The sequence below is a fragment of the Pseudonocardia sp. NPDC049154 genome (genome assembly GCF_040648315.1).
Taxonomy (GTDB): Bacteria; Actinomycetota; Actinomycetes; order Mycobacteriales; family Pseudonocardiaceae; genus Pseudonocardia.
In genome coordinates this window covers 37,480-51,237 of record NZ_JBEZDN010000032.1, presented here as the reverse complement: position 1 = coordinate 51,237, position 13,758 = coordinate 37,480, and the positions used below count along the sequence as shown (strand labels likewise).

Annotated in this window: 14 protein-coding genes; 7 read left to right on the top strand and 7 right to left on the bottom strand. The window is 73.7% G+C overall.

Annotated features, from left to right (window positions below; translation table 11 throughout):
- The first annotated feature begins 398 nt into the window (after window positions 1–398).
- Window positions 399–971 (top strand): sigma-70 family RNA polymerase sigma factor, encoded by a 573-nt coding sequence (locus AB0B41_RS17830; protein WP_358204327.1) that lies wholly within the window; start codon window positions 399–401, stop codon window positions 969–971.
- Window positions 972–2,126 (top strand): anti-sigma-D factor RsdA, encoded by a 1,155-nt coding sequence (locus AB0B41_RS17825; RefSeq protein ID WP_358204325.1) that lies wholly within the window; start codon window positions 972–974, stop codon window positions 2,124–2,126.
- 59 nt (window positions 2,127–2,185) lie between these two features.
- Here AB0B41_RS17825 and AB0B41_RS17820 read toward each other — a convergent pair whose 3' ends face one another.
- The gene (locus AB0B41_RS17820; protein WP_358204323.1) at window positions 2,186–2,569 is read right to left on the bottom strand and encodes a DUF5319 family protein; all 384 of its coding nucleotides are present in this window, start codon (window positions 2,567–2,569) and stop codon (window positions 2,186–2,188) included.
- A 242-nt stretch (window positions 2,570–2,811) separates the two neighbouring features.
- Between AB0B41_RS17820 and guaB the strand changes: the two genes are divergently transcribed.
- Window positions 2,812–4,317 (top strand): IMP dehydrogenase, encoded by a 1,506-nt coding sequence (gene guaB / locus AB0B41_RS17815; RefSeq protein ID WP_358204320.1) that lies wholly within the window; start codon window positions 2,812–2,814, stop codon window positions 4,315–4,317.
- A 32-nt stretch (window positions 4,318–4,349) separates the two neighbouring features.
- A complete protein-coding gene (locus AB0B41_RS17810; RefSeq protein WP_037046242.1) occupies window positions 4,350–5,474 on the top strand; it encodes a GuaB3 family IMP dehydrogenase-related protein in 1,125 nt (374 codons plus the stop codon).
- Between the two features lie 9 nt (window positions 5,475–5,483).
- On the opposite strand, the gene AB0B41_RS17805 is transcribed toward AB0B41_RS17810, so the two are convergent.
- Genes AB0B41_RS17805 through AB0B41_RS17795 form a run of 3 tightly spaced genes read right to left on the bottom strand, consistent with a single transcriptional unit; the run spans window position 5,484 to window position 8,108 of the window.
- Complete coding sequence (locus tag AB0B41_RS17805; protein WP_358204318.1) at window positions 5,484–5,852, bottom strand: DUF488 family protein; 369 nt, start codon at window positions 5,850–5,852, stop codon at window positions 5,484–5,486.
- Entirely contained in the window at window positions 5,849–7,735 is a 1,887-nt protein-coding gene (locus AB0B41_RS17800; RefSeq protein WP_358204316.1) for a LuxR C-terminal-related transcriptional regulator, read from the bottom strand. The genes AB0B41_RS17805 and AB0B41_RS17800 overlap by 4 nt, the downstream gene beginning before the upstream one ends.
- A gap of 55 nt (window positions 7,736–7,790) precedes the next feature.
- Complete coding sequence (locus AB0B41_RS17795) at window positions 7,791–8,108, bottom strand: YdhR family protein (protein WP_358204314.1); 318 nt, start codon at window positions 8,106–8,108, stop codon at window positions 7,791–7,793.
- Between the two features lie 154 nt (window positions 8,109–8,262).
- Between AB0B41_RS17795 and AB0B41_RS17790 the strand changes: the two genes are divergently transcribed.
- Window positions 8,263–9,438: an acyl-CoA dehydrogenase family protein gene (locus AB0B41_RS17790; RefSeq protein ID WP_358204312.1), complete on the top strand. Its 1,176-nt coding sequence runs from the start codon at window positions 8,263–8,265 to the stop codon at window positions 9,436–9,438.
- Between the two features lie 41 nt (window positions 9,439–9,479).
- The gene (locus AB0B41_RS17785) at window positions 9,480–9,974 is read left to right on the top strand and encodes a pyridoxamine 5'-phosphate oxidase family protein (RefSeq protein ID WP_358204310.1); all 495 of its coding nucleotides are present in this window, start codon (window positions 9,480–9,482) and stop codon (window positions 9,972–9,974) included.
- A 177-nt stretch (window positions 9,975–10,151) separates the two neighbouring features.
- Here AB0B41_RS17785 and AB0B41_RS17780 read toward each other — a convergent pair whose 3' ends face one another.
- Window positions 10,152–10,949, bottom strand: a complete 798-nt coding sequence (locus tag AB0B41_RS17780) for an ABC transporter permease (protein WP_358204308.1) — start codon at window positions 10,947–10,949, stop codon at window positions 10,152–10,154.
- On the bottom strand, window positions 10,949–11,908 hold the full coding sequence (locus tag AB0B41_RS17775; protein ID WP_358204306.1) for an ATP-binding cassette domain-containing protein: 960 nt from the start codon (window positions 11,906–11,908) through the stop codon (window positions 10,949–10,951). The genes AB0B41_RS17780 and AB0B41_RS17775 overlap by 1 nt, the downstream gene beginning before the upstream one ends.
- Window positions 11,909–12,004: 96 nt before the next feature.
- Here AB0B41_RS17775 and AB0B41_RS17770 point away from each other — a divergent pair, with 96 nt between their 5' ends.
- On the top strand, window positions 12,005–12,763 hold the full coding sequence (locus AB0B41_RS17770; RefSeq protein ID WP_358204303.1) for a TetR/AcrR family transcriptional regulator: 759 nt from the start codon (window positions 12,005–12,007) through the stop codon (window positions 12,761–12,763).
- Here the strand turns inward: AB0B41_RS17770 and AB0B41_RS17765 are convergent.
- A complete protein-coding gene (locus AB0B41_RS17765; protein ID WP_358204301.1) occupies window positions 12,748–13,752 on the bottom strand; it encodes a putative zinc-binding metallopeptidase in 1,005 nt (334 codons plus the stop codon). The two genes, AB0B41_RS17770 and AB0B41_RS17765, sit on opposite strands and share 16 nt — an antisense overlap.
- Window positions 13,753–13,758: the final 6 nt, after the last annotated feature.

The following is a 13,758-nucleotide window of genomic DNA, read 5'->3' as shown; positions in this document are numbered from 1 at the left end:
CCGCCGTCGCGCGCGCCGTCAGGGGCCGGCGCCCTCGGGCGCCCCGTCTCCCCGTTGCCCGTCCGTCGCCCTCCGGAGCCGCTCCCACCACCCGGCCCGGGCGACCGGTCGCCGCGCGTGACCGACTCGACCGGGTTCCCCTCGGTGACGCCCCGCGTCCACGTCACGCCCTCGGGCGACCGCTCGCCGACGGCGTCCGACACGTCGGCGGCGGCGCCGGTACGGACCGCAACCAGCGGACCTCTCATCCGTCCTCACTCGTGAGAGCGGTTCCCGGCCGCTCCGGGGGCTTCGCTACGGTGGTCGGCACTGAGATCCCGATTCGGCACTCTCCGTAGTCGGCCTCACCGAACGGATGATGACGAACATGCTGCGTAACGCCTGGACGACTCTGCGCGATGAGTGAACCGACAGACGTTCTCGACGAGCTGGTGGCATCTGCTATGGCAGGTGACCGCGGAGCGGTCGAACGTGTACTGGCCACCATCCGGCCGTTGGTCGTGCGGTACTGCCGCGCGCGCCTCGGTGGATCGGACCGGTCGTCCGTCTCGGCGGACGACGTCGCGCAGGAGGTGTGTCTGGCCGTGCTGACGGCCTTGCCCGGCTATCGCGTCCAGGGACGCCCGTTCCTGGCCTTCGTCTACGGGATCGCGTCGCACAAGGTGATCGACGCGCACCGTGCAGCGGGCCGCAACCGGTCGGAACCGGTGGCGGACGTGCCGGACTCCGTCGAGTCCGAGGACGGCCCCGAGCAGCGTGCGCTGCGCGTCGAGCTGTCCGAACAGATGTCGCGCCTGCTCGACCAGCTCCCCGAGAAGCAACGCGAGATCATCGTCCTGCGAGTGGTCGTGGGACTCAGCGCGGAGGAGACGGCGGACGCCGTCGGTTCCACACCCGGGGCCGTCCGCGTGGCCCAGCACCGGGCGCTCGCCCGGTTGCGCAAGAACATGCCCGAGGAGGAGGTGGTCTGAATGTCCGACCGTGACAACCAGGGCGGCCACCCCTTCGGCCGCCCCCGCAACGGGGCGAACGGCACCGGCGGCACCAACGGCCACCGCACCGGTGACCCGCACGGCGTGCCGAACCGGCCCATCCCGTTCCCGGCCGGCCGCGGCGGCTCCCACGCAGAGGAGGCCGAGTTCGCCGACGAGCCGTTGGACCTGGTCGCCGTCCAGGCGGACGACGAGCTGATCAACGCCCTCGCCGCCGGGATGACCGTCTCGGCACCCGGGTACGGCGGGTACGACGCGGACGACAAGGTCGTCGCGATGCTCGCCGCCTGGAAGGCCGAGGTCGACGCCGATCCGATCCCGGAGCTGGTGGACCTCGACACCGCGGTGGCGGCCGTCGAGTCCGGGTCGGTGAAGCGGCCCTCGTCGCGGCGCCGGCACCTGATCCCGCTCGCCGGCGCGGCCGCGCTGCTGGTCTTCAGCATCGCGGGCGTCTCGATCGGCGCGCAGGACGCGGACCCGGGCAGCCCGCTGTTCGGGGTCACGCAGGTCCTCTACAAGGACGCGGCGAACTCCAAGCTCGCGGCCGTCGAGGTGAAGCAGCGCATCGATCAGGTCAACGCCAAGCTCGAGCGCGGCGACACCGCGGGTGCGCAGCAGGACCTCCAGGCGCTCGCGCCGCTGCTGGAGCAGGTCCGCCCGGAGGAGGGGAAGACCTACCTCGCCGCCGAGCAGACCTTCCTGGCGCAGAAGGTGCAGGAGACGCCGTCCGGTCAGCCGACCGACCCGCGCGCCCCGCTGCGCAACGGCACGCCGCGGCCGCAGGCCCCGGCGACCGAGGGCGACAAGGACCAGCAGCAGCCGGGCGTGCCGCCCTCGGACTCGACGAGCACCACGCCGTCGTCGAGCACGACTGCGCCGACGTCCCCCGACGGCACCACGGACCCGCGCGATCCGCGGACCGTGGACCCGCGGATCGCCGGTGTCCCGGAGTCGCCGAGCAACTCGACGGCGCCGAGCTCGTCGACCACGCCTCCGCCCCCGAAGACCGAGGGCGGGCAGGACCCGACGACCCCGACGTCGTCGACCACGCCGCCGGCGGGGACGACGACCACGTCGATGGGCTCGACCACCACGGCCGAGCCCACCACGGAGCCGACGACCACCACCAGCTGAGGCCGTACGCACGAAGGCCCCCGACCGATCCGGTCGGGGGCCTCGCGCGTGTCGGGGGGTCAGTCCTCGTTGAGCGCGGCGTCGGCGTAGCCGCGGCAGTACTCCCACGTGACGTAGTGCGACGGGTCCGGGTCGAACGCCGGCTCGTGCGGGCGCATCTGCCCCTCGTCGAGCAGCTGCTGCAGGCTGGACCGGAGCAGGTTCCACTCGTGGAAGTGCTGCTCGCCGCAGTCCGCGCAGTCGACGAGGATCCCGCGGATGCCGCGGTGCTCGAGCAGCGCCTGGTAGACGGCGAGGTCCGCGAGGTCGGCCACGACCTCCTCGCGCTCCTCCTCGGTCAGCTCCTCGTGCTCCTCGGCACCGCCCTCGTCGAGCGAGAGGGCAGGGTCGTAGGGATCGCCCGCGAAGGGGTCGGGGGGCAGGCCGTCGAACGCCACGTCCACACGGTACCGCGTCCCGCCGGGCGGGCGGGAAGCTGTCCACCGGTCCATTCACAGGCCTGTGGACAACTTGCCCGGCCTGGGGACGGACGTCCGACGGGCCCGTCGGTCCGGGTGTGTCGGGCGACTCCCCACGGCGGGCCGGGGGCGCTCGGCGGCCCGGATACGATGGTGTCCTGCGACGGTGGTCCACCCGAGCCGCGAGCGGGCCGCCTGGACGTCCGGTGAAGGGTGCACGACCAGCCATGACGAGCGAGATCAACGGACTGCCGCCGAAGTTCGCGATGCTCGGCCTCACCTTCGACGACGTGCTGCTCCTCCCCGCGGAGTCCGACGTCGTGCCGAGTGCGGTCGACACGAGCACGCAGCTCTCGCGCCGCGTGCGGATCCGGGTTCCCCTGGTGTCGTCCCCGATGGACACCGTGACCGAGGCGCGGATGGCGATCGCCATGGCCCGCGCCGGCGGCCTCGGGGTGCTGCACCGCAACCTCTCCGCCGAGGAGCAGGCCACCCAGGTCGAAGTGGTCAAGCGGTCCGAGGCCGGCATGGTGACCGACCCGGTGACCTGCTCGCCCGACGCGACCCTCGCCGAGGTCGACGCGCTGTGCGGCAAGTACCGCATCTCGGGCCTGCCGGTCACCGACTCCGAGGGCAAGCTCGTCGGGATCATCACGAACCGGGACATGCGGTTCGAGGTCGACTTCCAGCGCCCGGTGCACGAGGTGATGACGAGGGCCCCGCTGATCACCGCGCGGGTCGGCGTCACCGCGGAGGCCGCGCTGGGCCTGCTGCGCCGGCACAAGCTCGAGAAGCTCCCGATCATCGACGGCGACGGCGTGCTCCGCGGCCTGATCACGATCAAGGACTTCAACAAGACCGAGAAGTACCCCCTCGCGACCAAGGACCCGGACGGGCGGCTCGTCGTCGGCGCCGCGGTGGGCGTCGGCGAGGACGCGTACGCCCGCGCCATGGGCCTGGTCGACGCCGGGGTGGACGTGCTGATGGTCGACACCGCGCACGGGCACTCCCGGCGCGTGCTGGAGACCGTCGCGAAGCTGCGGGCCGAGGTCGGCGAGTCGGTCGACGTCGTCGGCGGCAACGTGGCCACCTACGCCGGCGCCCAGGCGCTGGTCGAGGCCGGGGCGGACGCGGTGAAGGTCGGCGTGGGGCCGGGCTCCATCTGCACCACCCGCGTGGTCGCCGGTGTCGGCGCCCCGCAGATCACCGCCGTGTACGAGGCCTCGCGCGCCTGCGCGCCCGCCGGCGTCCCGGTGATCGCCGACGGCGGCATCCAGTACTCCGGCGACATCTCCAAGGCCATCGCGGCCGGCGCGTCGACGGTGATGCTGGGCAGCCTGCTGGCCGGCACCGGGGAGTCCCCGGGCGAGCTGATCTTCGTCGGCGGCAAGCAGTTCAAGACCTACCGCGGCATGGGCTCGCTCGGCGCCATGCAGTCGCGCGGCACCGCCAAGTCCTACTCCAAGGACCGCTACGCGCAGGACGACGTGCTCAGCGAGGACAAGCTGGTGCCCGAGGGCATCGAGGGGCGGATCCCGTTCCGCGGCCCGCTGCAGTCCGTGGTGCACCAGCTCGTCGGCGGCCTGCGGTCCGGGATGGGCTACGCGGGCGCGCAGACGATCCCCGAGCTCCAGCAGGCCCAGCTCGTCCGGATTACGGCGGCCGGGCTCAAGGAGAGCCACCCGCACGACGTCACCATGACGGTGGAGGCCCCGAACTACGCCGCCCGCTGAGTCGGCGGCCCTACCGTCTACGCTGGTCACCCGTGCGTGACCTCGTGGAGATCGGGATGGGCCGGGAGGCCCGTCGTGCCTACGACCTGAACCAGGTCGAGATCGTTCCGTCGCGGCGGACGCGGAGCTCGCAGGAGGTCTCGACCGCCTGGCAGCTCGACGCCTACCGGTTCGAGATCCCGCTCGTCACGCACCCGACGGACGCGGTGGTCTCGCCGGCCACCGCGGTCGCGATCGGCAAGCTCGGCGGCCTGTCGGTGCTCAACGCCGAGGGCCTCTGGTCTCGGCACGCCGACGCGCAGGGCGCCATCGCCCGCGTGGTCGAGGCGGCCGACTCGGACGACCCGAGCGCCGCGGTCCGCGCGCTGCAGGAGCTGCACGCGGCCCCGATCCAGGAGGACCTGCTCGCCGAGGCGCTGCGGACCGTCCGGGACGCGGGGGTCACGGTCGCGGCGCGGGTCAGCCCGCAGCGGGCCCGCGAGCTCACCCCGGCCCTGCTCGCCGGCGGCGTCGAGATCCTGGTCGTGCAGGGCACGATCATCTCCGCCGAGCACGTGAGCAAGGGCGAGCCGCTCAACCTCAAGGACTTCATCAACTCGCTCGACGTGCCGGTGGTCGCCGGCGGCGTGGGTGACTACCGCACCGCGATGCACCTGATGCGCACCGGCGCGGCCGGCGTGATCGTCGGGTACGGCGAGTCCTCGGCCACCACCACGGACGAGGTGCTGGGCATCGGCGTCCCGATGGCGACGGCGCTGGTCGACGCGGCCGCGGCCCGCCGCGACTACCTCGACGAGACCGGCGGCCGGTACGTCCACGTGATCGCCGACGGCGGCATCAACGGCTCCGGCGACGTCGCCAAGGCCATCGCCTGCGGGGCGGACGCGGTGATGCTCGGCGAGCAGCTCGCCGACTCGGCCGACGCGCCCGCCGACGGTCTCTACTGGACCTCCGCCGCCGCGCACCCGTCGCTGCCGCGCTCGGACGTCACGGGGTTCGCCCCGTCGGACCGCACGCTGGAGCAGGTCCTCTTCGGCCCGTCGTCCACGCCGTACGGCACCGTGGACATCTTCGGCGCGCTGCGCCGGGCGATGGCGAAGACGGGCTACTCGGACCTCAAGGAGTTCCAGCGGGTCGGGCTGACCGTCCGGGCCTGAGCCTGCGGCTCAGTCCTCGGCGAGCCGCGCGGCGAGGTAGTCGCGCAGCGCCACGGCGTTGTTGTGGTCGCGGTCCCGGGCGCCGTAGAGCAGGGTCAGGGTGCCGGACCGCGCGGCGTCGAGCAGCGGCCGCCAGGCCTGTGGCCGGGCGTCGAGCTCGGCGAAGTAGCGGCGGCGGAACTCCTCCCAGCGCTCCGGGTCGTGACCGAACCACTTCCTGAGCTCCGGGCTGGGGGCGACGTCCTTCGCCCAGTCGGCCGGCTCGAGGTCGTCGCGGCGGACCCCGCGCGGCCACACCCGGTCGACCAGGTAGGACCGGCTGCCCGGATCCGGCTCGTGGTCGTACACCCGGGAGAGGCGGATCCTGCTCCCAGTCACGAGGCGATGCCCGCCTCGACGGCCACCCGGGTCGCCTCGGCCCGGTTCCGCACGCCCAGCTTCGTGTAGATGTTGCTGACGTGCCGGTTGGCCGTGCGCTCGCTGATGAACAGCGCGCGGGCGAGCTCCATGTTGGTCATCCCCTCGGCGAGGAGGGAGAGGACCTCCTGCTCGCGCGGGGTGAGCTCGAGGACGGCGGGGCGGGGCGGGTCGTCCTGCGGGCGGAGGCGCTGCTCGTCGAGGACGTGCCGGGCGATCCAGCCGTCGAGGCCGGCGGCCCCGAAGTCCAGCACCGCCAGGCGGTGCGGGAGTCCGCCCACCGCGATCGTGCCGGCGGGGACGAAGCCCATGATGCGCAGCAGCGGTGCGGCCGCCTCCCACTCGTGGACGGCGGTGTAGACGCGCCGCAGGGTGGCGCGGTGCTCGAGGTACGTGCGCTTGAGGTCGACGACGAGGGTGGCCACCTCCGGGGAGGAGAGCTCGCCGCGGCGGTGCCCCAGCATCGACCGGACCAGCAGCGATCGGCTGCCCGTCGGCGGGGGCTGCGTGCGGAGGTGGTCGCTCGCCGCGGCGAGGACCGGGTCGGCCCGCAGCGACGGCTCCACGATCTCGTCGTGCAGTGCGACGGTGCTGAACGCGGCGACGCCCGCAGTCCCGCGGGCGACGTGGAAGTCCTGGGGCCGCTCCCGCCACCAGACCTCGGTCAGCGCCGAGCCCTCGGGGCCGGTGAACCGGCCCGCGATGTCCAGGACCGCCGCCCGGTCCTCGGGCCATGCCCTCTCCGCCGGGTGCTGCAGGCCGCCGGGCGGCGCGTAGGCGTTGCGGATCACCGGGTTCCGGACCAGGTGCATCAGGTCCGCGGTGGTGTCCCAGTCGGCGCCGCGCGGCTCGGTGCCCAGACCGTCGAGGATCGCGTGGGCCGCGCGGGTCCGCAGGACGCGGACGCGGTCGGGGTCCCGGCGTTCCAGCGCGTCGAGCGCCACGGCCCGGGCGACGCCGGAGAGCTCGAGGCCGGAGCCGGAGAGCCGCGTCAGCGGGAGCCTCCGCAGCACCGACCAGGCCCGGTCGGCGTCGTGCTCGGGGAGCACCGACCGCAGCAGCGGCAGGGTCACGCGGCGCAGGACGGTCGCCGCCTCGACCACCTCCAGCTCGGCCGGGTCGAGGTCGTCGAGCAGGACCTCGACGAGCTCCTCGGCCACCTCGCCGGGAGTGCCGGCCGCGGGCGGCACGCCGCCCGACCGTTGCACCGCCTCGGCCGCGATGGAGGCGGCCAGCGGGTGCCCGTGGGCCAGCGCACCGACCCAGGCACGCTGCCCGTCCGCGAGCCCGCGCCGGCAGAGGAGCGCGTCGAGGTCCTCGGGCCGCAACGGGCCCACAGCCAGCTCGGCGACGAGCGGGCGCCAGCCCGGCGAGGTCCGCCAAGCGAGGTTCGGGGCGCGGCGACCCACGAGCAGTGTGGTCACGTGCGCCGGGAAGGCCGCGACCAGCTCCGTGCGCAGCCAGCCGTCGAGCAGGTTCCAGCGCTCGTACGAGTCGACCACCAGCACCTCGGTGCCGGCGGCGACCATCGCGCGGGACACCTCCGCCGGGTCGCGGACCGGCTGCCCGAGCGCGCGGCCCAGCTCCGTCAGGGCCCCGCGCGGGGTCGGTTCCACGGCCCGCCCCTGCAGCTCCACCCAGGGCCGGCCGAGCCGGGTCAGCGTGCCCCGGACCAGCGCCGTCTTCCCGATCCCGCCGGGGCCGTGCACGAACCCGACCGCCGGACCCGCCGGGTCCAGCCAGGACGCCAGGACCCGCTGCTCCTCCGCCCGGCCGACGAGCTCGGCGGCGCGGGACGCCGCGACTCGGTCCGCGACCAGCGGAGGAGCCTCGTCACCCGGCACACCCGGAAGGGTAGGACCGGGGCGCGTCGGAGCGAACGGGCCGAACGGACCGGGTTCAGCGGACGACCACGGCCAGGTCGGGCGCGGTGACGGCGGTCGGCGCGGCCAGGACGTCGAACTCCCGGACGGTGATCCCGGTCAGGGCCGGGCTGTCCGTCATCGCCCGGAAGGTGTCGGTGTCCCGGGAGCGGTCGGCGGCCGCGCGATCGGCGAAGAGGTAGACGCCGCCGTGGGTGCCGCTGTCGGCGTCGGCCAGCCACCACTTCCCGAGCAGGCCGGGCCAGTCGGCGAAGGCGGGTGCGACGGCCTCCGCGTGCGCGGCGTAGGCCTCCTCGGGGACGGTGATGCCGAAGGTGACGATCCGGACGTACACGGGAACCTCCTCGGTCGTGGTCGTGCTGACCGGGCCGACGCTAGGAGCGCGCCGGCCGCGTCCACATCGGCGGAACGCTCCATCCGGGATGGAGCGGCGCATGGAGCGTTCGCCCGAGGTGGGCACCCGTGCCGCGCTCCTAGCGTTCCGGGCCATGACCACGACGCTCGAGCGCACGGCTCTCACCGACGACCTGCTCGCCGACTTCCGCGACCGCGCCGCACGGCACGACGCCACCGGCACCTACGCGACGGACGACCTCGCCGCGCTGCGCGCCGCCGGCTGGCTCCGCGCCGCCCTTCCCGCCGACCGCGGCGGCCTCGGCCTCGACCTGGCCGCGCTCGCCGCGGAGCAGCGCCGCTTGGCGCGCTTCTCCCCGGCGACGGCGCTCTCCACGTGCATGCACCACTACTGGGTCGGCACCGCGGCCGACCTCGCGGCCCGCGGGGTCGACGTCGCCGATCCCGTCCTGACCTGGGCCGCCGCCGGCGAGGTGCTGGCGTCCGGGCACGCGGAGGCGGGCAACGACGTGCCGGTCGCCCTCTCCACCACCAGGGCCACGCGGGTCGCGGGCGGTTGGCGGATCGACGGCCGCAAGATGTTCGGTTCGCTCGGCGAGCACTGGGACCGGCTCGGCCTGCACGCGATGGACGCCTCCGACCCGGCCGCACCGGTCGTCGTGCACGGGTTCGTGCGCCGCCACGCCGCCGGCCTGCGGACCGTGCGCAACTGGGACGCCCAGGGCATGCGGGCCACGGAGAGCCACGACACCGTGCTCGACGGCGTGTTCCTCGCCGACGCCGAGGTCCTGCGCGTCGCGCCGGCGGGCCCGTCCGACGACCCGGTCGTCGGCGCGATGCAGGTGTGGGCGCTGACCCTGATCGCGAACGTGTCCGTCGGCATCGCCGAGCGCGCCCTCGAGCTGGCCGTCACCCACGCCCGGAGCCGCACCTCGATCGCGCTCCCCCGCGGCACGTTCGCCCACCATCCGCTGGTCCAGCACCAGGTCGCGGGGATGCACCTGGAGCTGTCGGCGGCGCGCGCCCAGCTCGACACCCTGGCCCGGGACCGGGTCACCGGGGTGGACCACGGGCCGCTGTGGGGTGTGCACGTGCTGAGCGCGAAGTGGCGGGCGGCGCACGCGGCGATGCGCGTGGTCGACACCGCGTGCGAGGTCGTCGGCGGGGCGTCCTACCGCGTGGGCAGCGAGCTGGAGCGGCTCTCCCGCGACGTCCGGGCCGCCCGCTTCCACCCCGGCACGGACGCGTTCACGCACGAGATGGTCGGCAAGGCCCTGCTCGGGGTGGATCCCGCCGGCCCGCGGTGGTGAACCGGACAGGTGCTGTCAGGGTTCGGTCGTACGGTCCCGGCATGACCACCTCCTGGCAGGAGTTCGAGAAGGTCGCGCCGCGGATCGCCGCGATCTTCCGCCGGCGGCACGCCGCGACCGGCAACCTGTGCTTCCTGGGGACGCTGCGGCCGGACGGCTACCCGCGCATCTGCCCGATGGAGCCGCGGTTCTTCGAGGACCGGCTCTGGATCAGCGGGATGCCGGACACCGCGAAGTTCCGCGACCTCGACCGGGACCCGCGCTTCACGCTGCACACCGCGACCGTCGACACCCACGTGTCCGACGGCGACGCGAAGGTCTGGGGCACGGTGGAGAACGTGCAGGACCCGGACCTGCACGCCCGCTTCGCCGACGACCTGTTCGCACGGACCGGCTTCGACCTGCGCGGCCGGACCTTCGACCGCTTCCTCGGCGCCGTCCTCGTCGGGGCGTCGGCGGTCGAGGTGGGCGGCGGGCACCTCGACATCACGATGTGGCGGGAGGGCGGCGTCGAGACGGTGGTCCGGAAGCACTGACCAGCACTGACGTGCCCGTGCGCGGTCAGTGGTGCTCGCGCACCACTGACCGCGCACGACGGCTGCCGGGGTGCGAGGGCGTCGCTCTCGTCGGACCGCATCGGACCGCGTCGGACCGTGCCGGCCGGACGGCCGCGCCGGGACGGGTGCGGTCCCCTCCCGGCGGGGCCGCAGCGGTCAGATGGTGGCCTTGCGGATGGACCGGATCCCGACGGCCAGCCCCACGAGCGCGGTGAGGATCGCGGCGACGAAGCCCCAGAGCACCGTCGCGTCGGCGATGCCGCCCGCGAAGAGCACCCGCTCGGCGTCGACGACGTAGGTGAGCGGGTTGAACTTCGACACCACCTGCATCCAGCCCGGCCCGGTCTCCAGCGGGAGCATCATCCCGGACAGGATGAGCAGCGGGAACAGCAACGACTGCTGCACCGCCCAGAAGATCCACTCCGTCTTGCGGGCGGCGATCGCCAGCGCGTAGGACAGCGCGCCGATCCCCACGCCGAAGACGCCGAGCAGCACCAGGCCGACCACCACGTGCAGCGGGTACAGCACGAAGCCGAACGGGATCGCGACGAGCGTGATCACCGCGGCCTGCACGACCAGCGGGGTGAGTTCCTTGAGCGCGCGCCCGATCATCAGCGACGAGCGGGACAGCGGCGTGGCGAGGATCCGCTCGAACGCCCCGGTCATGATCTCGAACTGCAGGTTCGCGCCGGTCATCGACGTGCCGAACATCGTGATCATCACGACGACGCCGGGCAGGAACCACTGCAGCGACGAGCCGCCGAACGCCGCGGCCCCGCCGGCCACCCCGGCGAGCAGCGGGCCGAACAGGCCGAGGAACACCAGCGGCTGGAGCAGGGAGAAGATCAGCGAGAAGGGGTCGCGGACGATGGTGAGGGTCTCCCGCCACCACACGTGCCCGACGTCGGTCAGCACGCTCGTGCGCGGGGGAGCGGTCAGGGTGAGCACGGCCATCAGGACTCTCCTTCGCGCAGGCTGCGGCCGGTGAGGTTGAGGAAGACGTCGTCGAGGGTGGGCTGGCGGGCGGACGCGGCGATCACGTCCACCCCGGCGGCCCGCAGCCGTTCGAGCACCCCGGGCATGGCGTGCGAGGCGGCCTCGACCCGCACCGAGAGCGCGGTGCCGTCCGGGTCCGGCCTCTCGGCGGGCTCGCTGCCCTCGGTCGCCAGGAGGCCCCGGGTCCGGTCCGCGTCGGCGGGCCGGACCACGACGGTCAGCCGGTCGCCCGCCTGCTTGCGCTTGAGCGCGTCGGCGGTGTCGTCGGCGATGACCCGCCCGTGGTCGATGATCACGACCCGCTCGGCCATCGCGTCGGCCTCGTCGAGGTAGTGGGTGGTGAGCACGATCGTGGATCCGCGCTCCTCGCGGATCCGCAGGATGTGCTCCCACAGGTTGGCCCGGTTCTGCGGGTCCATGCCGGTGGACGGCTCGTCGAGGAACAGCAGCCGCGGGGCGTGGATCAGCCCGAGCGCGATGTCGAGCCGCCGCTTCTGCCCGCCCGAGAGCGAGCTGACCTTGCGCATCCGCAGGGCCGTGAGGTCGAGCGTCCCGAGCAGGGACTCCGCGGCGGCCTTCGCCTCGGCCTTGCCCATCCCGTAGAACCGGCCCTGCATGAGGAGCTCGTCCCAGACCCGGTAGTTGTGCCCGGCGCCGTCCTTCTGGCCGATGTAGCCGATCCGGCGGCGGACCTCGGCGGGGTGCTCGGTGACCTCGACCCCCGCGACCCGGGCGGTGCCGGAGGTGGGCGGGAGCAGGCTGGTGAGCATCCGCAGGGTGGTCGACTTGCCGGCGCCGTTGGGGCCGAGGAACGCGACGAGCTCGCCCTCGGCCACGTCCAGGTCGATCCCGCGCACCGCCTCGACCGTCTCCTTGCCCACCCGGAAGGTGCGGGTGAGCGACTCGGTGTGGATCATCAGGTCCCCTCGTCCACCAATCTCCGTACGGCGTACTGCGTGCCGATCGGATACCATACACCGTACGGAGTGATGGCCGGGAGGGAATTTCGCGACGTGGACGAACCGGACGGCGAGTACGGCACGCCGGAGGGGCGCGCCATGGTCCGGTTGCTCTGGGACCCGCCTCCGCCGCCGACCCGCGGGCCCAAGCAGCGGCTCACGCTCGAGCAGGTCGTGGCCGGGGCGATGGAGGTCGCGGGGGCCCACGGCGTCGACGAGCTGTCCATGCGCAAGGTCGCCCAGCACCTCGGCGTCGGCGCGATGAGCCTCTACACCTACGTCCCGGGCAAGGACGAGCTGTTCGAGCTGATGATCGACCGCGCCTGGGCGGACCGCAGGCTCCCCGACCGCGCGCTGCCCTGGCGGGCGCAGGTGGAGTTCCACGCGCACGAGGCCTGGCGGATGTACCAGGAGCACCCGTGGCTGATTCGCTCCAACCTCTGGCGCATGCCGCTGGGCCCACACGTGCTCGACGCGCAGGAGGACCTGTACCGGGCCGTCGCGCTCACGGGGCTGCCGGAGGCCACGGTCAGCCGGGTCGCGAACCTCGTGGAGTCCCACGTCTTCGGCGCGGCCCGCGCCGCCGTCACGGACACCAGCGTCTCCGCCCGCACCGGCGTCACCCAGGACGACTACTACGAGTCCCGGTCGAGCTTCTGGGGCACCTACTTCTCGTCCGAGCGTTTCCCGACCATGACCCGGATCTGGGAGAAGGGCGGGTTCGACGAGGAGTACTCGGACGACACCTGGGAGTTCGGCCTGGGCCTGCTGCTCGACGGCGTGGAGCGACTGGCGGGTCAGGCGGGCACGTAGGAGGGGCGCGCGATCACGAGGTCGTGCACGAACCGCAGCTTGTCCAGCACGGTCGGGGCGAGCACGAAGGGGTAGAGGTCGGTGTGGCCCATCGAGCGGTTCACGGCGTTGAGCGCGTAGGTCAGCGGGAGCCAGGCGGCGACGATCGCGTCGAAGTCCTTCTCGGACTCGTGCGGCTCGGAGGTGAGGTCCTCGCGGGCGTCGAGGGGGCCCCGCACGCTGATCCCGAAGGCCGCCGCGGTCTGCGAGGTGTCGCGGATGTGCAGGTAGTGGGCGAAGGTCTCCGCCCAGTCCTCCCAGGGGTGCGCCGTGGCGTAGGAGCTGACGTACCGGTCCTCCCAGCCCTCGGGCGGGGCGGAGGAGTAGTGCCGCTCCAGGGCGTCGGCGTAGGACTCGCGCTCGTCGCCGAACAGCGCGCGGAAGTCGTCGTTCCGCCCGGGCCGGTCGACCAGCACCTCCCAGTACCAGTGCCCGGTCTCGTGCCGCAGGTGCCCGAGCAGGGTGCGGTAGGGCTCGGCGAGCTGCACGCGCATCCGCTCGCGGTACCCGGCGTCGCCCTCGGCCAGGTCGAGGGTGACGACGCCGCTCGCGTGCCCGGTCGTCACCGGCTCGTGCGCGCTGGAGAGCAGGTCGAAGGCCAGCCCGCCGCGTGGGTCCTCGTTCCGGCCGACGACGGGCAGCGCGAGGTCGTCGAGCTGGTAGAGCAGCCGTCGCTTGGCCTGCTCGGTGAGGGCGAAGGCGGCCAGGGCGTCGGTGTCGCCGTCGGCGGGGCGGGTGCGGGTGAGCACGCAGCAGTCGCACAGCGCGCCGGGTCCGTCGGCGAACCAGTTGCACGTGGCGGTGCGCCGGTTCGCGCACCGGTGCCGGCCGTCGGCGCGGACGATGGTTCGCTCCGCGCGGGAGAACCCGATCTCCGTGCCGCAGGTGAGGCACACGGAGTTCTCGAAGAACACCAGGGCGGAGCAGTGGGGGCAGGCGAAGGCGCGCACGGGGCT